The organism is Streptomyces sp. NPDC086554, from assembly GCF_040686095.1.
GTDB lineage: Bacteria > Actinomycetota > Actinomycetes > Streptomycetales > Streptomycetaceae > Streptomyces.
Genome location: NZ_JBFBJK010000040.1, coordinates 1 through 21,090 on the forward strand (window position 1 = coordinate 1; position 21,090 = coordinate 21,090).

The window sequence follows — 21,090 nt, forward strand, 5'->3', positions numbered from 1 at the left end:
GCCAGTCCAGGCATCGGTTGGTTTGACAAAAGTGTCACACTCCAACCTAGGATGCCAGCATGTTCCATCGCCACGCCCCCTCTGACCAGGTAATACGTTGCCTCGGTAACCTTCGGCTCTCGCTCGAAGGCGACCACACCACGAGCCCTGAAAGGCAGCACGACACCCTTCGCCGCATCACTGACCGCGACGACCGCGAGCTGATTGCCGTAGCCGAAGACCTCAACGTGTCGGGTCGCACGAACCCCATGGAGCGAGCGGGCCTGGGCCCGTGGTTCCGGGATCTCGTACCGGCCTGCAAGACGAGCGAGTGTGGGCACACCCCAGAGAACCCGTGCATGGGGCAGTGGGACGCCATCGCAGCCTGGAAGATGGACCGCATCACTCGTAGGGCCATCCACTTCCACATCCTCATGGACTGGATGAAGACCTACGGCAAGGCGATCATCACGGACGACGGGATCGACACCACTACCCCGAGTGGGAAGATCATGGCTGAGATGATGGCCATGGTCGCCTCCTGGGAGTGGCAAGCCATCCAAGACCGGAACATGGAAGCTACCGAGAAGCACAGGGCCATGGGGTACTGGAAGGGTGGCCCCGTCCCCTACGGATGGGTTCCGGTACGCGACCCCAACCGGAAAGGGAAGTACTTCCTCTTCTTCGAGGAAGACACGATCCGGTGGGTGGAACTCATGGTCAACCTGGCCTGGGAGGGGCACAGCACCGGCCACATCGCCCGCAAACTGGAGGAGCGTGGCGCAGTCGCCCCGGCCGAGTGGAAGGAGCGCAAGCGCCTCATCAAGGCCGGAAAGCTCACCGAGGAAGAAGCCGCGGAGCGTGACCCCGGACAGTGGCACCCCGGCGCTGTGTACGCCCTCATCACCAACCGAGTCATCACCGGCGAGTCCTGGCACAACGGCCGGCCCGTCCGCAACGACGAAGGTGAGGTCGTCATGCGGGCACAGCAGCTCATCACAAGGGAGAAGTTCGAGGCACTTCAAAAGAAGCTCGCCGCAAGGGCGAACCCCTCTGCCACGGCGACCAAGGCGTCCATGTTCCTGCGTGATGTGGCCTACTGCCTCAACTGCGGAAGGCCCGAATACGGCGTGGTGGGTCACAGGAATGAAAAGGGCGAGGTCGAGTACAAGTACCTTCGATGCGCCTCGGCTAATGGGACTCGGAAATGCCATCCAGAGGTGAAGACGATCCGTATGGACGCGGTGAAGGTGATGATCGAGCAGTACTTCCTGGACCGGGTTGGGGATGAACGAGCTATGAGGCGAGAGTTCCATGCCGGAAACGACGTAGGGGAGCGTCTGGAAGAGGTGAATCTTCTGATCCAGGACATTCGGGCCGAGAAGGATGCCGGCCTGTACCGGTATCAAGGGGGCTCGGAAGAATATATTGCCCGTTTGAAGAAGCTCACTGATCGGAAAGTGTCTCTGGAGTCGCAAGAAGCGATCAAGCCGCACTTTGAGTGGGTCGAAACCGGCGAAACGTACCGCCAAACCTGGGAAAAGCTCTCCTGGTCCGAGCGTGGAGAGCTTTTGAGGGAATGCGGAGTCACTTCAAAGGTCTGGCCGACAGGAAACAAGAAGAACCCCGCACGAGTCCTTCTAGATTTCCCTGATGACATGGTTGAACGCCTGCGTGAGTTCACGGCTGTACCGGTTGGTTAGTTCATTCACGAGCTAGCTATCGAGGGGGCCCCGGCCCGAGGCAGGGGTCCCCCACTTTGTAGGACGATCTGTACTGCGGTTAGTTCATTCATTCATCACTGTTGATGCACCCTCTCTGCCCTCGGAGGGCGGGGGTGGAGACTGGCTCCTCGTCCTGCCCTCGGGCGGCTTACTGGTCACTAGCGGGGGCATGCAACCCCCGCTTACAACAAAAGCGTCGGCGAGAACGAACCCGAACTCTCTCAGTGAACCGCGGAAGAGAGATGTAGATCACGCTGAGGTGAGGTTGGAGCGCGACATGAGGTGGCCGTGACCACGCCATCGATCCAAGAAGAGGCCTGTGCGGCGATCTGAGCGCCTTTGAGAGACCCTGGAGGGTCCCTAGAGGTCGGGGACTGGAAGGCTGGCACGAGGCTGGTCAGTTAGTTCATACCCGTACGTGATCGAAGGAAGGCACCCCTGGTGGGTCCTTTGAATGAATGCACAGGCATTACCCCCGCCTATGTATCAGACATTGTATTATGGTTAGTTCGTTCATGCATTGGCATTCGGAATGGGTGAATATCTCTGTGGGCATTCTGACTAGCGGGGAATGCCGCCCAGGAATGAATGAACTAACTGTATTCGGTGGGTATTGAGACCCGGACGGAGTGTTATGGGGTAGTCCTTCGGTCGCGTGCATGAATGTCCATTCGATGCGGGCAGATAGAGTATGTGATTGACGGCACACCTGAAACGCATCACTAGCACTTGCATAGGTGCGGTACATGCCGCCTAAAGGTCACTGAAGGTGCGCTATAGGTCCGTATTCCGATAGGGTATGTGTCACCAGCGAAAGGGCCCGATAGCCCTTGACGAAATGCATTCGATGTGCATTCAGAGCGTGTTTTCATGCTCTGATTGTGGCCTCTTTCACATCATTCACTGTTGACGATGAATGCGTGATGTGTCATCGCGTGCGTCTCTTTGATTACAGGGCCAGATAGGGCAATACAAAGCGTGGTACATAGCTCTATTGACGTGGACACGCTGTTGCACACAAGGTTGGAGTGTGAGAGTGTTTGGGCATCGCAAAGAACGCCCCACAGGAAAGCGCCCCAAGTACCACTCACTAAGTGAGGATGCGGAACGGGAGATCAGTAACCGGGGATGCGTGAAGCGAGCGGAACGGCTCTCTAAGGGCCGAACTCAAACAACATAGGTACTAGTGAAGGTCCCTGCCTGAAAGGCCCACAGGGTGCAGGGAAACCGACTAGGAACATCACATGCGCCACACCCTAGAAGCGAATAGCTAGGGGAGCGAGCACCGGCTACGGGAGCGAAGAGGAACCTTCGCGATGATCGGCGGGCTACGTGAGCAGATAGCGGGAAGTGATCGCCCCGAGATGGATAGATCAGGCATTTAAGCTAGCGGGGAAGGTACCCCGTAACCATCTGAGATTGACTCTCACACACCCATCAACACGACGTGTCCAGCGTACAGACCCAAAGCCGTGAGCGACGGGCCTAGGTGCGCCTCTAAGCGTCTGAGACTGAGTGTGTGGGGGTGAGTATCAGAGAGGTTCTGATACCGCGAGATAAAGGCGAAAAGTGATGGCGCTCGGGACGTGTCGAGAGTGCGAGCGCACGCGGTTTGTGTGGTGGACCGAAGGTGCCGGGTACCTCTGTGCCCTGTGTCAGATCATGGTCATTCTTAACGCTGCCTAGTCTGGTTCAGGCAGGTTCACAAGTTGGAGTGTGAGTCTGTCTGTGCCGAGCTAGTCATCAAACGAAAGGTACAGCGATGACGATTCTTGACGTCAAGTTCAATGAGTTCGCTCGGGAGTACGCGGAGCGTCAGCCGTACTATCGGCACAGCCTTGATGACTTCGCCGAAGAGGCGCGGGAAATGTGCTGGGCAGGCTTCGGCCTGGTGGATGATGGTACGGGCGAACCGCTCGAAACGTGGTCCGAATACGGGTACTACAACTGCGACTGTCGAGAGAACCTGTTGCGGGTCAACTATGAGTCCGCACGGGAAGCGTTCAAGTCGGCCGGGGTCGAAACCCATGAGGTGAATGGGTGGCTCGTGTGGGACGCGTCCAACCGTGCCGGGCACGAGATTGCCCGCAGCATCGGGCGAGCCCTGGGCGGCTATCCCGTCTTGGATGATGAGCGACTGTCTGATCTCGAATGGGACAACGCAGTCAAGATGATTGAGGACCTGTACCGGCTCCCTGGAGGGGTCACGGGCGATGATGTGATCCGGCAAATGCCGGAAGTCCCGCACTGCTCCAACTGCTCATCCTGTGATGTGGAAGACGCGTTGGCCTCACTCGAATACAGCCAATGCATGGACTGTGACGAGTGGATCAAAACGGGTGAGTACCCGTCCGATCGGGTCTGCTACGACTGCGCCGACCGTGAGCAAGAGGGCGAGTGCGAATGCATCCCGGTCTACGTGGACACAATGCGGCACATGTCGCGGTATCCCACGGTCGGGGACCTGCGAGAGGTCCAGCGTGGTTGTGAGACCTGCTCCCCCGTGCGCTGGCCGCACGGTGGCTTCAAGTTGGGTATCTAGGTTGGAGTGTGAGCATATGAATGCGATCGGTATTGAAGCGGCCGGTTGTTGGCTGGACGGCCACTTTGGGTGGACCAACGTTGGGCGAGTGGTCGAGATAGCCATGGGCTACGGCTATAAGCCCGACCACCCTGATATTCACGGGCTGCTGAAGGCGTTCTACGCCAACGCGCTAGCGGATAGCGACGCGTGGGACATGGACGATTTCGCGGACGAAGCAACGGACTACCTGTCCGATCGGGCCCCGGACGGGTTCGCCTTCCACTGGGAATGCGGCGAACTGTTCATGTGGTCCGAGCACGAGATAGACGTAGCCACCGGCTGTACCTGAGCGGCTTTAGTCAGGCCCACACGTTGGAGTGTGAGCCTGGCTATGGACTCTCAGAACCGAAGAGAGTTGACACGAAAGGCGAGATGCGATGGCAGAGACACGGCACATGAGCACCCTGGACCTGACGTGTTTCCCCGTGGGGAAGCGCGTCCGAATCCGCATGGGTGATGACCCGTACATGGGGTGGAAGGCAGGCGCCTACCGGGGGACCGTTGAATACATCAAGGGTGACCATGTGGGCATTTGGGTGCCCCTCAAGGGTCACGGCGCGGCCGATGGATTCCTTACCGGTGCCGCTCGAATTGACTATAACGGCGTCTGGATCGAGGGCCGCTGAACCATGCCGACGTATCAGGTTGAGGTCTTCCAGACGGCTACGTACCGATTCGATATCGAGGCGGAAAACGAGGACGCGGCGTGGGAGTTGGCAGATGAATTCTGGTGGGACGTGTCCAGCGAAGACGAAGTGAAGTACCGGCACGAGATTGACGATTCACTCATAGACACCGTGACCCTGAAGGGCGGCAAGTGATGGCGGTTACCGACTACGGCAAGGTTGTCTGCAACGGATGCCGCATGGACCTGTTGGCCTACCCGTCCGACTACGAGGACGGCGGGGAAACGGTCTACTGCGGTCACTGCGAGTGGGAAGAACACGTCTGCCCGGTAGAGGGTTCGGTCGCGTCCAAGATCCTGCGGGACGCTATCCAGCGCATCAAGTGGCACGAATTTGAGTGGCGCGTGAAGGGCAACGGGGCGGATTCGCTCGACCTGTTGAAGACGCTTCGCGGAGAGTTCGAAGCGGCCCACGCTCACCCCGGCATGAACCCTTACACGGTCGTCATGGACTGGGAATCGGACTGGTGGGAGTCCGGAGCGGACGACGTCCGCGACTACGGCCAAGACGAGCCCGTGACCTTCTACGTGTGGTCCGCGAATGCCTGCGATGCGAGCGACGACGCACGCCAAAAGGCAGAAGAGATCTTCAAGGATGCCGCCCCCTATCTGGGGCATGTCGCGGTCCTGCACGGACACGCGGCGCTTGTGCGAGACGGAGAGTAAGAGCAATGACGGTAACTCAGGACATCACGCGGGTGATTGGTTCCGACGTGGTGAAGGTGGGCGAGCGCGCGGCAGCACTCACCGGAGAGATTCACGAGCCGGTCTACGTCTGGACTCGCGAGGACATTTCCAACGCGGTCAACAACGGCGCGGACCTGGTGGCCGATGAACTCACCGGGAGCGAGCGGGATACGGACCTGATGAACATGGTCGTTAACGCGGTCATGACCCTTCTGGATAACCCGCACTACACCTTGGATGAGGTCATAACCGAGTGCTACGACGAAGACCCGGAAGAGGTCCGCTCGTGGTGGTCGGGATGGTGAGCTCGGCCGCCGTCGAGATCGGTCTACGCGTCGAGTACAAGACGCGTCACGTTCGCTCGTGGCAGCGCGGAAAGGTCATCGGGGTTGTGTACGGCGAACCCAAGATGAAGCGCGCCAACATCACACACCTTGTGGTGCAGGACTGGTACTCGGCCGAGAAGGGCGAGCAGCCGCACGAGATCACATGCCCCGACATCATCCCCATTGCTGACGCTCGAAAGCCCAGGAGCTAACCCCATGCACCAGATCTATGCGGCCTGCCTCGCCGCGTACAACAACGGCATCCTTCACGGCGAGTGGATCGACGCCACCCAAGACCCGGACTCCATCAACCATGAGATTCAGCTCATGTTGGAGCGGTCGCCCATCAAGGGCGCGGAAGAGTACGCGATCCACGATTACGACGGGTTCGGCGGTATCTCGCTCGGAGAGTACGAGTCCCTTGATGACCTCCACTTGATCGCTCTCGCGTTGGACGACTTCCCCGCCGTCGTGGTCAGCCACTTCCACGGAGAGGTGGACACGGAGGACCTGTACGAGACCTGCCAAGACCGGTTCATCGGCACGGTGGAGGAAGAGATAGGCCCGGAGGAGAACGCCTACGGCGCGTACATCATCGAGCAGGAAGACCACTACTGGGAGAACCTGCCGAAGGAGTACCACAGCCACATGCGGGCCATCGCGATCAGCGAGGCCCAAGACCGGCTGCTCTCGGGCGAGTCCGCCCTGTACGAGGGGCGCGGCACCTGGCACTTCGTCCGCAACTACTGACGCTTAGCCGCTTTCTCTCAGGCCCTCAAGTTGGAGTGTGAGGGTCTGGGGGTGAGTCGCTAAGACTCTGCACCACCAGCACGGAAGGAAGGCCCGACATGGGCGCGATGAAGGCGTACGAGACCGATCGTGCGGAGATCCGAGAGGCCGCGATAGAGGCCGCCCACGCACTCACCATGGACGGCCGCAGGGCCGAGATGGAACACGTCTGGGCCATGTGTGGGGATGCCGCCAAGCACTACCACCACCCCCCGGCGGTGGCCGCGATGCTCGTGAAGGAAGCGGTAGCGGCCTACATGGACAGCCGCACCACGCAGATCACGGAAGACGCGGTTGCGGCATGACGTGCGAGTACAGCGCCCGCCACGTCTACGAGGGCCGGGCGGCCGTCGAGACCATCCCCCATCCCGTACTCGGCTCCGTCGCCATCTGCGACGGCTGCCGGGCCTTCCTCCAAAAGATCGGAGCGTACGCAAGTGAGTAGCCGCCTACCCCGCCTCTGTCTGAGCACGGACGACATCGCGCATATCTGCGAAGTGCTCGAAGTGCAGGGCGACGAGTTGGTCTACGCCCTGGACAACGGCCAAGAGATCGTCCTTACCCCCGTGGAGGTCGAGCCGTCGTGACCGAGGCCGACAAGAGGATGTGCGACACCTGTTGCACCCCGTTGAACTACCGCACGGACTTCTTGGGCTCCAGGTACGTGCACCCCGATTGGGTGGGTAAGGAGTGGGACCACGCGGCCGTGCCGGTACCCCAGGACCCAGGCCGGCTGCTGGGGGTCTGTGACTTCTGCTCTGCGGACGTGCCCATGACCGCCTTCTACACCCGCAAGGCCATCGTGCACATCGAGGGCGGAGTCACGCGCGTCTACTCCGAGGCGTGGGCATCGTGCGAACGCTGTGCGGTCCACGTCCGGAACCGTTCGCCGCATCTGCTGATAGATCGAGCGGTTGCCGTGCTGCCTGGTGACCTCAACCGCCCGGAGCGGCGGGCACGGCGGGCGGCACTGAAGCCGGTGTTCGTGAAGTTCTTCCAGGCCGAGCCCGAAGAGGTCGAGCTATGAGCGACGGCATCACCAAATGGCAGGTCGAGTTCACGGACGCCGAGGGGTTCTCGTGGCTCCGCCTCTGCGTGCTGGAGGACGGCCGCAACCCGCTGGAGGAGTTCCCGTTGATGCTCAGCATCAGCCACTACGGGGCGGCCGGTCGGGCCGACGACATCGAGATAACCGCAATCCGAAAGGCCCCCTGATGAGCGACAACCTGACCCGCTACCCCTGCCCCGTGGACGAGTGCGACTCGTTCCTGGAGATGACAGTTCCGATGTGGCTCGACATTTGGACGGACGACGACGGGGCCGCACACTTCACGCTCGCCGGAAACGGGGAGCCGACGCACTTCACGTGCGGCGCGGAGGAAGCACACACGCTCTTGAACTTCCCGACCATCCTCGTTGATCAGGTCTTGGCACGGCTGAACACGGCCGAGATCGCCATGTACGAGGAGCAGTACGGCTAAGCCCCGAACAGCCTTGGTGAGGCCCCGACTTCGGTCGGGGCCTTTGCCATGGCCAGTCGGTCAACCCAACACCCCATCCCTTGGAGGCAAAGCGCCATGGCCCAGAAGCTCATCACCCTCTTCATTGACGACATCGACGGCACGGAGAGCAGTGAGCCCGGCACCATTTCGAACGTCACGTTCGGGCTCGACGGAGTCTCTTACGAGATCGACCTGACCGGAGACAACGAGCAGGAGCTTCGCGCGCTCTTGGCCCCGTACATCGAGGCCGGGAGGAAGGCCAGGGACGAGGCCGGCCGACCCGTCCAGCGGCCCGCAGCCCGCAACGGCAACAAGCTCGACACCAAGGCCGTACGCGAGTGGGCCAAGGGCAACGGTTTCAAGGTCAACGACCGTGGCCGCATCCCCGACGACATCCAGGAGGCGTACCGCCGCTCGGTCCTCGACGGTCCCTCGGACGCCCCTTCCGCCACTCCTGTAACGAAATTGGATTCTGGCGTCATCGAGAGCGAGGAGGAGGCGGCCAAGCACTACCGGCCGCTGCCGGTCCCGGAAGGCCGCGAGAAGAACTGGCACAAGCGTGAGGGCTCGGGTTGCGAGCGCACGGCCCGCATCGAGGACATGACGCTTCTGGAGCGCGTGCACACGCTGACGGGCTTCAACCTCAAGGTCCTCGGTCAGCTCGTCGGGGACGTTCCGCGAGGCAAGGGCGGGAAGGTCTCCGGGCTCGGTACGTCGTCCGCTCGCCTCCGCAACTTCGAGTTCATCGACAGCGACGAGGACGTGACCCCGTTCGGTCGGTACGCCTACCAGGTTCACAAGCAGCACGACGCGTGACCCGATGAGCTTTGAGCCGAGGGCTGCCCCAGTGGGGCGGCCCTTTGTTCATGGCCCCTCAGTTCAGGAGCGAAGAAATGGCGCGACGAATGGTCGAACAGATCACTTGCGACGGCTGCGCAGCGAAGGACAAGCAGCGAGAAGCCGTCACCACCCTGCAAGTCCAGGACGACACCTACGACCTGTGCCAGGAGCACGCCGACAGGTTCGCCGCGTACTTCGCGGACCTCTTCGGCCAGGCCGTCACCAACACCGCAGCAGCGTAAGGAGATCGACGTGAGTCAGCAGTTCAACAAGATGGCGTACGGCCCGCTCGGTAAGGCGGTGAAGGCGGCCATGCCGCACACCGAGGCGGACGCCGTGGGCGTCTACGCGGCGACGCTCTCTCTGTTCTCGGCCGCCGTCAACGGTCAGGTCCTCCAGCCCAACGGGCGGCCGACCGTGTTCTGGTCGGCGCTCGTCGGACGGTCGAAGCTCGGACGGAAGGGCTTCGCACTGGCCACTGCACTAGCGGTCGTTGGCCCGTCGATCGGTGGGTTCCTCGCCACCAGGTCCCGGAAGGGGATCAGCAGCGGGCCGGCACTCGTGACGACCCTCTTCGAGGTCGAGCAGGAGTCACTTACTTCCGAGGACGGCCGGGACGGTCGCGTGATGGTCGCGGAAGACGAATGGGCGTCGATCCTCAAGCGCGCCAACCGTGACGCCACCTACCACGATCAGCTCATCAACGCGTGGGACGGAGTGGCCGTCGCCAACACCACCAAGGGCAAGGGAGGGAAGCGCGAGGAGCAGCGGATCGAGCGGCCTCTCATGGGCTACCACGTCCACATTCAGCCTGGCCGCTGGGCGCCGCTGGTGAAGCCCGAGCACGCGCTTGGCGGTGCCTTCAACCGCATCCCGCACTTCATCGTGGACAAGTCGAAGAACCTGCCCACCTCGAACGGCAACCCGCTCTCCGCGGTGAAGGAAACCCCCGCTCTGACCCGCGCCTACAAGTGGGCTCGGGAGAAGGTCCGTGTGATGGAGCTGTCCCCGGAGGCTGCGCAGAAGCACGACGCCTACCGGCTGGCCTTCGATGACCGCATGGCCGAGCTACCCGAGAACGTCTCGTGCTTCATCGAGCGTGGGGACGAGAACCTGATCCGTCTCGCCTGCATCCTCACGGCGGCCGAGCGGAAGACGGTCGTCTCGGCCAAGGCGTGGGAGGCCGCGAAGGAAATCATCGAGTACTCGATGGCCTGCACCGAAAAGCTCATCAACGAGGCACAGCAGGGAACGGGCCGCACCATGAAGTCCATCGAGCAGATCATCCGCGAGACGCTGCACCGCTATGGCGGGGAGTGCACCCGCACGCTCATGCTGCGGTCGCTCGGTACCCGGGGCAACGCCGACTCGCTGAACGCAGCGATCGAGCGAATGCCGGATGTCGAGATGGAGCGGAAGGGCTCCGGTGCAAAGGGCGGTGCCCCCTCGTTCGTGATCCGTCTGGTTGAGGGGAAGCCCGAGGTCGGCCAGGGCCAGGAGCAGAAGGAGGAGCGGCCGAAGCTCTCGGTCGTTCCCCAGCGGCCGACCCCGACCCTGAAGAAGGCGGCGGGCAAGAAGGCCGCCGCGAAGAAGACCCCAGCCAAGAAGACGGCGAAGCAGAAGGAGGTGGGGCCGTCGAAGGCGATCTCAGAGCGCCAGGAGGACCAGATGGCCATTTCGATGGCAGACCTGCTGTGAGCCCCAGCCAGATGCCACAGAGGCGGCCGAACCGCATCGTGCAGGGGAGGTACGCGAACCTGGCGCGACGCTGGGCACCCGGCCTTTGGATCAACATGGACAAGATGGAGGAGGCTGACGTTGGACGCTGAGTTGAAGACGATTCTGAGCGATGCCGGGCCGACAGGCGTCGCCTGGTCCTCGCTGCTCCGACAGCTCGGGGCGGAGGCAGGAGACGTCGAATCCGCTGTGATCCGGATCGGCGCTGTGGTCGAGTCTCTGCGGACGGGCCAGCCTGGTCGTCCGATCAAGGTCGTGAAGCTGGGGCAAGCGGTCCCGTAGTCCCAGCTTCGACGTGAGAGCCCCTCCAACCGGAGGGGCCCTTTCGTTTGGCATGAACGAACTGGGGCTTCGCTAGTCCCCATGATCAACGGTGTCGCATATGTCGATAGGTTAGGCATATGCACACAAGGAAGACTGCCCTCGTCGTCACGCTCGCCCTCGGGGTGGCAGCCACGCTTTCCGGCTGTGGAAGTAGTGGCAGCGAGGGCCAGGCGAGCGAGCCGGCCGACTCTCCGAAGGCGTACGTCGTCCAGGCCGTGAAGGATAACGGGGGCTGGATCAGCGAGGACAAGGTGTGGGACCTGTCCGTCAAGGACCTCTGCTCGAAGCCCGAGGACGAGGGCGTAGCAGTTGGGGGCGTCAGTGGTGGTCTGATCACGATCGCCAACCTCGCAGCCGACAACGGGGTTCCCGAGTCCAGAGCGGACAAGGCCGCGGAAGACGCCTACCGGGCCATCTACAAGCAGCACTGTCCGGGCAAGCTGCCGATCCTGGACAAGGCCGTGAAGCACGTCAACGAGTAACGGCTGCGTTCAAGGTCGGGGGTGGCCTGGCGACGCCCCGACTGCATCGCAACGAACAAGTTGGGGTAGTTTCTTATTTTATGTACAACTCGATCGTCCATAGTCAATCTTGCGGAGATTGTCCGACTTGGTGTGTCGCCGAGCATGAGAGGGATGCACCGCCGCTCATCGTCGGTGACGGTGTATTCCACGAAAGTGAGCCGCTGACTTGGGATGTCCCGCGCGCTAAGGGATTCCAGCCCCCAAGATTCGGCCTCCGTATGATTGGGGGCAGGCTAGGTGGCGGACAGACAGGGCCATACGTCGAGATCGAAGGCGAGTCTGGTTCTTTCGAGGTCACGACGGAGGCCGAGCTTGACAAGGTGGTCAGTGAACTCCAAAGGACTGTCGCCCAGTTGGAGATGTGGCGTCCGATACTGTCGGGTGCAGAGAATGGTTGAGCCCTTGAGGTGAAACTGACGAGAGCCGGGGCCCCAAGCGGGCCCCGGCTCTTTTTTGTACCCATTTTGTACCAACCATTGTGTTGTGGTTAGTTCATTCATTCACGGGTGTTCTCATCTACTCCTCCAAGGTCCCACCCTTGGAAGCGTGTTCCGTCTCCAGGAGCGCGAGACGGAGGTGGGCCGCTGCTGCGGCCTCGTCGGGGGAGGGTTCGGAGAGGGCGGTGCCAGTCTTCTGGTCCTCGACCCGCTGTGCGACCTCAGCGCCACCGAGCAGGGCGAGCGAGAACGGGATCAGCGCCTCCCATGGGATACCCGGGAACTGTGCGACCAGCCAGGGAGTCAGCGCGGCCAGGGCGCCAAGAAGGCGCACGATGTGCTTACGGAGCATGAGTAACCTCCGGGGTCGGGATGACGAGCTGGGGGACGACGGGCACCTGCGTTGGCGTCGAGACCTCGGGCTGAACCGGCACGTCCGGCTTCACGGGCTCGGGCTCCTCGGTCGGCTTCCGACTGGTCTGCGGAGTCAGCTTGTCGAGCTTCCCGGAGACCTCATCGAGCTTGCCCTTGACCTCTCGCAGCTCCTTCTCGATCCGGGCCAGACGGTCATCCTGTGAGGGCTTTTGAACCGCAGGCGCAACAGGCTTCGAGGGACGGAACTGCTCACGGGGCTTCAGCTCCTTCACGACGGTCGGCGTCGGCTGGGCGGCGTGCTTGCCACCGCGGACCTTCACCTTCTGCCCGACGAAGATCAGATGGGGATTGGCAGCCAGGCCGGGGTTCCAGCTCATGAGCTGGGTCAGACTGACACCGAATCGGTTGGCGATCGAGGAGAGCGAGTCCCCCCGGACGACCGTGTACGTTCCCCCGCTCGTCGGGGGCCTCGTCGGCTTGGGCTTGGGCTTCTCGGTCGGAGGCTTCGGCTTGGCCGGGGGCTTGGGCTTAGCTGGGACGTTGATCTCCTGCCCCGGATGGACCACGTCCGGGTTCTTGATGCCGGGGTTGGCCGCCAGGAGCGCCGCCAGGGAGACGCCGAGAACGGCTGCAATGCCGCCGAGGGTCTGCCCCTTCTTGACCTTGTACCGGCTCGTGCTCGTACCCGAGGAGTCCCCGTTGCCGCTGGTCGAACCCGCGGCCTTGGCAGCGTAGGTGAATCCCGCCTTGCCCTTCCTGGTGGGGTCTGCGGTGACGATCCCTTCAGTGAAGGCCGGCAGGCCGTAGCCGTGTACGTAGGCGTCGCGGCGTCGGCGCTGGCGGGCCATGACCTTGTTGCCGTTGGCGTTGTTCGTGAGGGACGTGTTCCCCTCGTAGGTGTATATGTAGGTCTCGTCGTAGGCGTAGCAGATACCGGTATGCGTGCTGCCCGTCGTCCCGTAAATGACCTGGGCGCCCACAGCCGGGTAGGCGCTCCAACGGCCGCGCTGCTTAAACCAGTTCATCGCGGTCCACACAGAGGCAGTGCGCGGAAACAGGGCGGCGACACCGGCCTTCATGGCGACCCAACTCGTCCAGGTCGCGCACCAGGGCTGGTAGTTGGACCACTCAAGCCCCGGAACCTGCGCCGAGTACTTCTGATGTCCAGAGGGGCGCTCACCTGGAGCGCGCTCTGCCTGGTAGCCGACCTCTCCCTTGGCTATGGAAAGGACCTTTGAAACCTGACTCATGTTGCCCCCTTCCGGGCATGACAAAGGGGCCGCCCAGCCGGACGGCCCCTGCGTGAACTAACTGGTCGCAGTTGGTTCGTTCATTCAGTTGTGGCGAAAGATGCTCAGTCGCTCTGGGTCGATGATGGAGACCAGTTGCACCAGGCGCTTGTTCTCTTCCTCGATGCGACCAAGGCGGTCCTTGATCTCGGTCAGGTCCTCCTGAAGGCGGTCAGCGCGAGCCTTCTGGGCTTCGGCCTCGGCCTTCCATACCTCGGCTGTCTTGGCTTCCTTCGCAGCCCGGACAACAACAAAGCCACCGATCACGGTGGCTAGGATTCCTACGATTCCGAAGAGGTTCAATATGAGAGTCGTCGTATTCATGCGGCCTCGCTAACCGGTCGCGTCGGGAGATATGAGAACCGCGGAGAAGGAGGAGAGCGCTTCATCCGGGTTCCCGGATTTGGCTTTTGTCCATGTCCCGCCGTAGCTTTGGATCGAAGTCCAGATGGTTTGTCTAGCGTTCAAGAACATCAGGCCGGAAGTGTGAACAGACTGGTAGCTTCCCTTCACCTTGGTCGAGGTGAAGCCCTTCAGGATTGTCGGAGTTGAGGAGCCGTCAGTGGTTCCCACCTGAATTAGCAAGGTTCCCGTGCTAGTTAGCCCATTCCAGTTTCCTGGGGTTGTCATCGTGGCTGTGCACGTCACCCAGTAGAGGCCGGCCAAGGGCGGCTTGAAGTCTCTCCGATTGCTAGATGTAAACCCGCCCACGGTGCTGAATTGCTTCCAGGTGATCGGAACTTCGCCGGTCACGTTGTCATTGGACATACCGGCCGCCCGCATGCTCGGGGGGTTGGCCAGGGTTTGAATCGGCGCGTAAGAAGCGCGGTTCATTGTGGCTGCGTCTATCTTCTGACGACTAGTCCACTTCTCATCCACCGCTGCCATAGGTCCCCCTTCCGAGGTAGGTGACTGCGAAATTCCACCAGCGACTACCGCTCACCGATCCGCTGCGGCCTGAGTCCCAGTTCGTTGCCGTGTTGGCACCCCAGAAGCGGACGTTCAGCCTGTCCCCGGCCTTAAGGGGAACCACGTCGCTGATGATCTGGCCCGACTCATGGTCCGTTCGCGTGTTGCCGCCCTGGCTGAGCAGGATCGGCTTCGCGCTCATGCCGCCACTGCCGTAGACGCCGATCTGGTAGATGTACTGGACGTTCGCAACGGGCTGCGTGTTGTGCCGAGCATTGCCGATGACGGAAACGAGGTAGATGCCGTCCCAGGGAATCTCCACGGCTGTCTTGGCGCCCCATCCGGGGGCAGCCTCCGTGTCCTGGAGCCAGCCGGGCTTCGTGCTGTTTCGGTAGATGGCAGCCCAGGTGACCGCATTCTTGTCCTCGCGCTGGCCCTTCCAGTTGAAGGTGACACCGCGGCCGGTCACCCGTGCCCGGTTCTCCAGGGCGTTGAACTGAGCGGTGGTTTGTTCGTTCATGCGAATCTCGTCAACGAACTCGTCGTCGGTCCAGCGCTTCATCGATGACGCCGGCCCAGGGGTGGCATAGTGCCAGCCCTCGGAACTCGGAGAGATCATGAAGGCGTAGAAGGTGGTATCCATTGCGCCGTCAGCAATTACCCAGTGGCCTTCTGCGCCGCCGTCGAGGTAGACCTTCGCCTTAAGCTTGGTGCCCTTGGTCAGGAACTCGGTCACCCCCACTGGGGTGGTGTGGTAGTAGTTCGTGGTCAAGTGCTGCTGAATCACCACACCAAGTTCACCCACCGCGCCGTTACCGGCCGCATTGTTCTCGGCCTCGATGTAGACGTTGATGTTGCTTCCTATGGTGCGGTTCTTGTCTCCGTAGGTGGATGCCTGGAAGTACATGTGGTAGATGCCATCTTCGGGGACGATGAAGTACTTTCCGTCTGCGGAAGTCGTGAACCCGAACTGCTTAACCTTGTTCTTGGGCCACGTCACATCGATCATCTTCCCCTTGTAGAGCGCCATTCCGCTACGAGGATTCGAGGTATTGTTGGCGCAGCCCTGTGCGGCAAAGTACGGCATCTTTCCGTAGTACTTCTGCGGGGCTGTGATGCGATCAGTCATCGCCTTCGGGTTTACCACTTCCCGCTTGCCCCACTTGGTCAGATTCGGCTTGGGCATGAATCACCTCACTGAAGAATGGTCGTCTTACCGAGGATCGAGGCCATTTGATCGCCAAGAACCCAAACCGGCTGGCTCTTGGGGTCACCGGGAATCTTGACGGTGATGACGGAAGCGGCCGGCACGGTGGTGTCGAAGAGGACCTTGCCGAATCCCTCGCTGCCCGTGCCGGGCATGTCCCCGGAATGAATGAGGAGCTGGAACTCCCCGAAGACGCCCTGGATCGGCGGCCTGTGGGAGGTCACTCCCTCGGGGAACTGCACGTTAGTAAGGTTCTTCGCCTCGGTCAGGGCCAAATACAGGGTCGTGTTGCCCGCTGGTGAGTTGAGGGGGACCTCGCTGACGTTCGCGTACTCCTTCACCTCGTAGAACGGAGTGATGGGGATATCTCGTGTCTCAGCTCCCCGGTACACGTAGTTCGCGATGGAGGACTCGCCACCGCCAGGCACCCTCCAGCGCACTGCGTCACCGTTGCGGAGGTTCCACTCGCCGTCGTAGCGGAACATGACGCAGGAGACCCAGGTGCCCGAGGCGAGCTGCTTGGTGCCGGTCAGGTTCCCGGCCGGGTTGAGGAGCTGCGGCATGGAGTCGCGGGAGACGCAGAGCGTCACGACGAAATCACCCAGGCGCAGATCCTTCGGCAGCTTGAAGGTGCGGTACTCGCCGTCCTTGATCCCGCCGTTGGAGTCGTGCCACGTCGGGTAGTACACGGGGTCCGGGTACTTGAACATCCACTGGACGCCATCCCAGATCTGCACCGAGGGCTTCTCGGCCCACTTCGAGCCGTCCCAGATGACCTTCTTGCCCTCGACCCACGTGGTCCCGTCCCAGACCAACATCTTGTTGTAGGGAGAGCTAGGCGCCATAGTTCACCCACACATCGCCGGGACGGAGAGCAATGCCCTGGTCCTTCGGATCGGTGGTCCCGGAGAACACCCGTGCGGTACCGATGTTGGCCGCGCTCACGGTGCCGCCCACGTTCACGTCGCCGCGGGTTGTGATGTCCCCGCCCGTGTCGATGGAGCCTTCCCAGTTGACCTTGAACGAGCCCTTGCCGTTGGCGAACTCGTTGCCGTTGATGACGAACGCGTTGCCGTTGACCTCGGCACCAGCAGACTTGGACCCGGCGCGAATCTCCACGGGGATGTGCGACTTGGTGTGCTGGTGGAAAGTCGCCGAGCCGTTCTGGCGAAGGGTGAAGTTGTACGTGGAGCCGCCGTTGCTCTGATAGATCGTGTCCCCGCCCGGCGCGGTCGAACTGTTCATCAGCCCGAGCCAGCGCTGATTCGCGGGCAGACTGACCTCCCCTCCTTCCTTGGAGAGGAAGGCGTCCAGGCGGCTGTCCGTGTACTGCTTCGCGCCGTGCGGGTCGAAGGACTCGGTGTGCGCCTTCAGCCTCGTACCGACATCGTTCGGGGTCAGCATGACCCGGCCGGCATTGAAGTCCACCCATAGCTGCTCGACCCCATCAGGGCCCTGGAACATCGGGATCATGCCTCGCTCGTCGGTGAGGAGGCCGTCCTTCAGCTCGTTGCCCGCCATGTCGAGCAGATCCTTCACCTCGTCCGGAGACTCCTCCGTGAGGTAGACCCGGCCCTTCAGGTTCGGCAGGCGGCCACCAGATTCATTCTCGGCCGCGTCAGCAGCCGTGCCGCCAAATACGTTGCGTGCCATGAGCCCTCCAGCTATTTGAGGCCCTGCGTCTCGTAGACGCCGGAAAAGAGGATGTAGGACTTGCGGGGGAACACGCGGAGGTAATCAAGGCCCTCATGCAGGTACTTGGCGTTCTGGTAAAGCATCCGAACGTAGTCGCCCTTGTGGCCACCCCATGAATATCCGCGAAGGTCCACGAAGTTGGGCATCCCAGCGTCATACCCGCCGTTCACCATGACCCCGGAGAAAACCTGGCCGTTGGTGCCATTGAGGGGTGCATCCTTAGGGAGAGTGAAGGATATGCAGTTGTCCTTCGCGTCATTCCAGTAGTCGGTGTTCGTCGGATTGTTGATGTCGATCGAGTACCAGATGAGGTTCGGAGCGATACGCCGATAGCGGCCACGAGCCACCAGACCCTTCGGGGTGACTCGCGTGTATCGAATCCCCGGGGTGTAGGTCCTTGTGGCGCCCAGGTCCCGTGTGATGGTGAGGCCGTCAGCACCCGCGAACGCCTCGTACTGGCCACCGCCAGCCGACGGAGCAAGGTTGCGGATGAATGAACCCTCCGCCTGGTGGGCGGCTACCGACTGTGCCGGGGCCACCGCGGAAACGTCCTCCGGAGCCTTGTAAGGGTGCACGGGGGAGATGACTGGCTGTCCCTGCTTCTTCGGCACACGGATCACGTAGAGAGGCAGCTCCCAGCGGCCTCCGCGCTCCTTGAGGACCTTCGGCACCTGGGGGTTGGCCGTAGCCGCTCCCTGGGACACCTCCAACTTGGCGTAGCCCTTGGCGAGATCGGCCCGGATAACCAAGAGGTCCTGGCGGTCGTACTTCTGGTCCAGGTTGTGTTCCACGCGGACCGTCGTCGCCGCGTCCAGCTTGTAGTAGAAGCCGCCGACCATCGCTTCGCCTCGCTGCACCTTGATGGTGTTCGCGTCGTACACCTCGGCGTAGAACGGCATCGACTCCGCGACCATGTTCCCGCTGTTCAGAACGTGGTCGATCCGGTCGTCTGCGAACTGCGTCGCCATGTTTTGCCAGTCGTTCTGCGTGACGGCCTGCCGGCCTCCGCCCTCTTCGGGCTTTCCGATGTTGGAGTCCTTGTCGAACGGGTAACTGATCTCAGCCATTTACATCCTCGCTTCCAACTTGCGCAGCTTCTCTCGCATTTCAAAGACCTGCTTGTAGAGGTTCAAAGGCTGTCCGGTGCCTTGATCGCCAATCTTCGGAGTCACCGTTTCTACTCGGCCCCCGTCGTCCACGGTGATGGTTATTTCATTCACCTTGTCCGTGATCGTCTGGCCGTCCGCTTCCACTGTGACGATGTCGCCCACGACGTAATCCCGGCCGTACATGCACTGCGGAGTGTCGATCGGATACACCTGAAAATGGCCTGACTTCTCGCCCTCCTTGAGAGCGTTCTTCGCGGCCTCCTGGACGGCCTCCGTGTAGTGCTTGAGAGCCGCGGCCTTCTGTTCAGCCGGGGTCTTGCCGGGCCAGGGCTTGCCGTCCGGGCCGGTCCCGATGTCCTCGGTCCCGTCGTCGCTCTTCCGGACGACCAGCTCGACCTTGCCCTTCACGGTCTTCAGCGGGATGTCACGGCGGTCAATGAACTGCTCAACCACCAGGCCCCAGACCTTCTCGGCCTCGCCGTCCTTCGCCTGGTAGATGTACCGGTCCTTGCCCTCGCCCTGGCACGCCACGATGGCGCGGGTGACCGAGGGCCCCTTGAGCTGCCACGTGTACTGCTTGATGTTGCTCAGCTCGGGGGAGAACCGGATCGTCCTGCCGAGGTCCCGGCAGTTGTCGATCTTCAGCTCGATCTTCTGCGAGGTCGGGTTGTAGAGGAACCGGAAGAACGTCTTCTTGTCCTTGAGCCAGTCACCGAACTTCGTGCCCAAGTTGTCATATCGGAGCGTGTCCTTGACCTCCTGGCCCACCTTGGGGTTCGCGCCGACGACGACGCCGGGCAGTGCACGGTCCGACAAAGCGCGGGCACCGAAGGCGAGATCGCACTCCACCCACATGGCCTGGCCCACCGAGCCACCGGCTGGCCTGCGGTCGATGCCTTCCCACTGGTTCGAGATGGGGCGGAGCTTCATCGCGTCCGTGCCTCCACCGACGACCGAAGGAAAGGCCAGGTAGTTGAAGGGGATCTGGTTGTCGCACTTCCCGCCCACGAACACGGAGCCAGGCCCCGTGTGCTGCTCTACCGTCCAGTACTTCTCAAAAGCGTCGATGGCGCCGCTGAAGATCGGATCGGGAACGCCATCCTGGTAGATGACGATTCCGCGGCCTTGCTTCAGCAGCCGCTCGTGCGGTGTGCCGACCCTGACAAGCAACTGCCAGGAGCCGGGCTGGTTGAACCGCGCTGTGAAGTCGAGCTTCAACCACGTGTCGATCTCACCGAGGAGCGGCATCCTGCCGTCCGCACCAGGAGAGTCACGGACGAAAATCCTGTAACCCATGACTCCTCCTAGTAACTCTCGAAGCGAGGGGAGATCTTCAGGCGCAGAGCCGCATCGGAAGCACCCGGATTCATATGGACGTTGACCTTCGACTCACCGGCAGGCAGCTCGAACATCGCGGGGTTCGGATCGAGCTTCGGCCAGAAGTTCTCGCCGTTGCTGCGGGTGATGGTCTTGTAGCCGGGGCGGGTATCGATCGTCAGCGACTCGCCGGACGCGATCAGGTCCACCTTGGGGTCCTGCGGGTTGATGCCGAAGGAGCGGCCATCCGGACTGGAGATCGTGAACGAACGAACCGGACCAGCGATCTCCCATACCGGCCATGCCTCAACATCGCCCGGATTGAAGATCGTCACCCCGCGCGAGGAGATAGTTCCTTCAGTGATGGTCAACGGAAGGAACGGCTTTCCCGGCCCTTTCAGGAAGACCTTGCCGACGCCGGTCTTCCACTCTGCGATCACGTCGCGGTCCCCGTAGAACCAAGGGTCCATAGCGGTGAGCTGGATGCCGTACCGGCACCAAGTGAACCCGGCGTCGTCCGAGCCCTCGTTGCCCTCCATGCCGCCGTTGTAGTAGGCGGTGAGGTATCGCGATGTGCTGTCGCCCTCGGTGAACCGCAGCACGCAGTACCCGTTCCGCGGATTCAGGGTTCGGGACAGCTTCCGTTTCAGATCGCGGATCGTCCTGCGGTCGATGCCGTACAGGTAGAGGGGGAGCAGGACCTCGCGCTCGGCCGCCCTGGTGGAGCGGTACCAGCCCCCATCGAGGTTCGGAGATGTGTCCGAGCGAACCTCCATCGGAGGCATGTCGAGGCCGGTCGCACCGTCCTGCAGAAAGATGGCGGGCCAGGCCCGGCCCGAAAAGTCAGTCAAGGGGATCACTTCCCCCGTGCCGTTGGCGCCCTGGATCGTGACCTTGGTGTGGCCCCAGCGATCCGGCTGCGGCGGTACACCGACGATGGGCTTGTTGTCCTCCCAACTGGGGAGTCGATAACCCGGAATTGGCATTGAATACCTCGCTATCCGGGCAACACAAAGGGCCCCGACCGAAGCCGGGGCCCTTCATGCCACCT

General features: G+C 62.0%; 29 protein-coding genes and 1 pseudogene. 20 read left to right on the forward strand and 10 right to left on the reverse strand.

All coding sequences use genetic code 11. The features are described from left to right. Window positions 1-59 precede the first annotated feature (59 nt). The 20 genes and pseudogenes from AB0O76_RS40465 (at window position 60) to AB0O76_RS40560 (ending at window position 11,659) form a co-directional block, all read left to right on the forward strand. Window positions 60-1,682 carry a recombinase family protein gene (locus AB0O76_RS40465; protein ID WP_365502116.1) on the forward strand — a complete coding sequence of 541 codons (1,623 nt, stop codon included), beginning with the start codon at window positions 60-62 and terminating at the stop codon, window positions 1,680-1,682. A 1,783-nt stretch (window positions 1,683-3,465) separates the two neighbouring features. Then, window positions 3,466-4,245, forward strand: a complete 780-nt coding sequence (locus AB0O76_RS40470; protein WP_365502118.1) for a hypothetical protein — start codon at window positions 3,466-3,468, stop codon at window positions 4,243-4,245. Between the two features lie 16 nt (window positions 4,246-4,261). Then, window positions 4,262-4,576 (forward strand): hypothetical protein, encoded by a 315-nt coding sequence (locus AB0O76_RS40475; RefSeq protein ID WP_365502120.1) that lies wholly within the window; start codon window positions 4,262-4,264, stop codon window positions 4,574-4,576. Between the two features lie 106 nt (window positions 4,577-4,682). Beyond that, window positions 4,683-4,913, forward strand: a complete 231-nt coding sequence (locus AB0O76_RS40480; RefSeq protein WP_365502122.1) for a hypothetical protein — start codon at window positions 4,683-4,685, stop codon at window positions 4,911-4,913. A 3-nt stretch (window positions 4,914-4,916) separates the two neighbouring features. Continuing rightward, complete coding sequence (locus tag AB0O76_RS40485) at window positions 4,917-5,108, forward strand: hypothetical protein (RefSeq protein WP_365502124.1); 192 nt, start codon at window positions 4,917-4,919, stop codon at window positions 5,106-5,108. Then, entirely contained in the window at window positions 5,108-5,638 is a 531-nt protein-coding gene (locus AB0O76_RS40490) for a hypothetical protein (protein WP_365502126.1), read from the forward strand. Before AB0O76_RS40485 ends, AB0O76_RS40490 begins: the two co-directional genes overlap by 1 nt. Before the next feature lie 5 nt (window positions 5,639-5,643). Then, window positions 5,644-5,964 carry a hypothetical protein gene (locus AB0O76_RS40495; RefSeq protein ID WP_365502128.1) on the forward strand — a complete coding sequence of 107 codons (321 nt, stop codon included), beginning with the start codon at window positions 5,644-5,646 and terminating at the stop codon, window positions 5,962-5,964. Next, window positions 5,958-6,197, forward strand: a complete 240-nt coding sequence (locus AB0O76_RS40500) for a hypothetical protein (protein WP_365502130.1) — start codon at window positions 5,958-5,960, stop codon at window positions 6,195-6,197. Before AB0O76_RS40495 ends, AB0O76_RS40500 begins: the two co-directional genes overlap by 7 nt. Before the next feature lie 4 nt (window positions 6,198-6,201). After that, window positions 6,202-6,735 (forward strand): antirestriction protein ArdA, encoded by a 534-nt coding sequence (locus AB0O76_RS40505; protein WP_365502132.1) that lies wholly within the window; start codon window positions 6,202-6,204, stop codon window positions 6,733-6,735. Window positions 6,736-6,833: 98 nt separating this feature from the next. After that, entirely contained in the window at window positions 6,834-7,079 is a 246-nt protein-coding gene (locus tag AB0O76_RS40510) for a hypothetical protein (RefSeq protein ID WP_365502133.1), read from the forward strand. Further along, a complete protein-coding gene (locus AB0O76_RS40515; RefSeq protein WP_365502134.1) occupies window positions 7,076-7,219 on the forward strand; it encodes a hypothetical protein in 144 nt (47 codons plus the stop codon). Before AB0O76_RS40510 ends, AB0O76_RS40515 begins: the two co-directional genes overlap by 4 nt. Continuing rightward, window positions 7,212-7,361 (forward strand): hypothetical protein, encoded by a 150-nt coding sequence (locus AB0O76_RS40520; protein WP_365502135.1) that lies wholly within the window; start codon window positions 7,212-7,214, stop codon window positions 7,359-7,361. Before AB0O76_RS40515 ends, AB0O76_RS40520 begins: the two co-directional genes overlap by 8 nt. Continuing rightward, complete coding sequence (locus tag AB0O76_RS40525) at window positions 7,358-7,801, forward strand: hypothetical protein (protein WP_365502136.1); 444 nt, start codon at window positions 7,358-7,360, stop codon at window positions 7,799-7,801. The genes AB0O76_RS40520 and AB0O76_RS40525 overlap by 4 nt, the downstream gene beginning before the upstream one ends. Next, on the forward strand, window positions 7,798-7,989 hold the full coding sequence (locus tag AB0O76_RS40530; RefSeq protein WP_365502138.1) for a hypothetical protein: 192 nt from the start codon (window positions 7,798-7,800) through the stop codon (window positions 7,987-7,989). Before AB0O76_RS40525 ends, AB0O76_RS40530 begins: the two co-directional genes overlap by 4 nt. Next, complete coding sequence (locus AB0O76_RS40535; protein ID WP_365502140.1) at window positions 7,989-8,255, forward strand: hypothetical protein; 267 nt, start codon at window positions 7,989-7,991, stop codon at window positions 8,253-8,255. Before AB0O76_RS40530 ends, AB0O76_RS40535 begins: the two co-directional genes overlap by 1 nt. Before the next feature lie 96 nt (window positions 8,256-8,351). Beyond that, window positions 8,352-8,705: pseudogene (locus AB0O76_RS40540) on the forward strand (Lsr2 family protein); the annotation flags it as partial. Window positions 8,706-9,169: 464 nt separating this feature from the next. Next, the gene (locus tag AB0O76_RS40545; RefSeq protein ID WP_365502142.1) at window positions 9,170-9,358 is read left to right on the forward strand and encodes a hypothetical protein; all 189 of its coding nucleotides are present in this window, start codon (window positions 9,170-9,172) and stop codon (window positions 9,356-9,358) included. A 10-nt stretch (window positions 9,359-9,368) separates the two neighbouring features. Continuing rightward, on the forward strand, window positions 9,369-10,814 hold the full coding sequence (locus tag AB0O76_RS40550) for a DUF3987 domain-containing protein (RefSeq protein WP_365502144.1): 1,446 nt from the start codon (window positions 9,369-9,371) through the stop codon (window positions 10,812-10,814). A gap of 120 nt (window positions 10,815-10,934) precedes the next feature. Then, entirely contained in the window at window positions 10,935-11,135 is a 201-nt protein-coding gene (locus tag AB0O76_RS40555; RefSeq protein ID WP_365502146.1) for a hypothetical protein, read from the forward strand. Between the two features lie 119 nt (window positions 11,136-11,254). Further along, window positions 11,255-11,659, forward strand: coding sequence for a hypothetical protein (locus AB0O76_RS40560; protein WP_365502148.1), 405 nt, complete (start codon window positions 11,255-11,257; stop codon window positions 11,657-11,659). Between the two features lie 558 nt (window positions 11,660-12,217). Here AB0O76_RS40560 and AB0O76_RS40565 read toward each other — a convergent pair. The 10 genes from AB0O76_RS40565 to AB0O76_RS40610 form a co-directional block, all read right to left on the reverse strand. After that, window positions 12,218-12,490: a hypothetical protein gene (locus AB0O76_RS40565; protein ID WP_365502150.1), complete on the reverse strand. Its 273-nt coding sequence runs from the start codon at window positions 12,488-12,490 to the stop codon at window positions 12,218-12,220. Then, window positions 12,480-13,763 (reverse strand): LysM peptidoglycan-binding domain-containing protein, encoded by a 1,284-nt coding sequence (locus AB0O76_RS40570; protein WP_365502152.1) that lies wholly within the window; start codon window positions 13,761-13,763, stop codon window positions 12,480-12,482. The genes AB0O76_RS40565 and AB0O76_RS40570 overlap by 11 nt, the downstream gene beginning before the upstream one ends. An 84-nt stretch (window positions 13,764-13,847) precedes the next feature. Further along, on the reverse strand, window positions 13,848-14,126 hold the full coding sequence (locus AB0O76_RS40575) for a hypothetical protein (protein WP_365502154.1): 279 nt from the start codon (window positions 14,124-14,126) through the stop codon (window positions 13,848-13,850). A gap of 9 nt (window positions 14,127-14,135) precedes the next feature. Continuing rightward, window positions 14,136-14,690 (reverse strand): hypothetical protein, encoded by a 555-nt coding sequence (locus tag AB0O76_RS40580; RefSeq protein WP_365502156.1) that lies wholly within the window; start codon window positions 14,688-14,690, stop codon window positions 14,136-14,138. After that, window positions 14,674-15,897 (reverse strand): hypothetical protein, encoded by a 1,224-nt coding sequence (locus AB0O76_RS40585; RefSeq protein WP_365502158.1) that lies wholly within the window; start codon window positions 15,895-15,897, stop codon window positions 14,674-14,676. Before AB0O76_RS40585 ends, AB0O76_RS40580 begins: the two co-directional genes overlap by 17 nt. An 8-nt stretch (window positions 15,898-15,905) precedes the next feature. Then, entirely contained in the window at window positions 15,906-16,763 is an 858-nt protein-coding gene (locus AB0O76_RS40590; protein ID WP_365502160.1) for a hypothetical protein, read from the reverse strand. Continuing rightward, the gene (locus tag AB0O76_RS40595; RefSeq protein ID WP_365502162.1) at window positions 16,753-17,571 is read right to left on the reverse strand and encodes a hypothetical protein; all 819 of its coding nucleotides are present in this window, start codon (window positions 17,569-17,571) and stop codon (window positions 16,753-16,755) included. The genes AB0O76_RS40590 and AB0O76_RS40595 overlap by 11 nt, the downstream gene beginning before the upstream one ends. Window positions 17,572-17,582: 11 nt before the next feature. Next, window positions 17,583-18,680 (reverse strand): hypothetical protein, encoded by a 1,098-nt coding sequence (locus AB0O76_RS40600; RefSeq protein WP_365502164.1) that lies wholly within the window; start codon window positions 18,678-18,680, stop codon window positions 17,583-17,585. Beyond that, on the reverse strand, window positions 18,681-20,018 hold the full coding sequence (locus tag AB0O76_RS40605; RefSeq protein ID WP_365502166.1) for a siphovirus ReqiPepy6 Gp37-like family protein: 1,338 nt from the start codon (window positions 20,016-20,018) through the stop codon (window positions 18,681-18,683). It abuts the gene before it with no gap. Between the two features lie 8 nt (window positions 20,019-20,026). Continuing rightward, complete coding sequence (locus tag AB0O76_RS40610) at window positions 20,027-21,025, reverse strand: phage tail family protein (protein WP_365502168.1); 999 nt, start codon at window positions 21,023-21,025, stop codon at window positions 20,027-20,029. Window positions 21,026-21,090 lie beyond the last annotated feature (65 nt).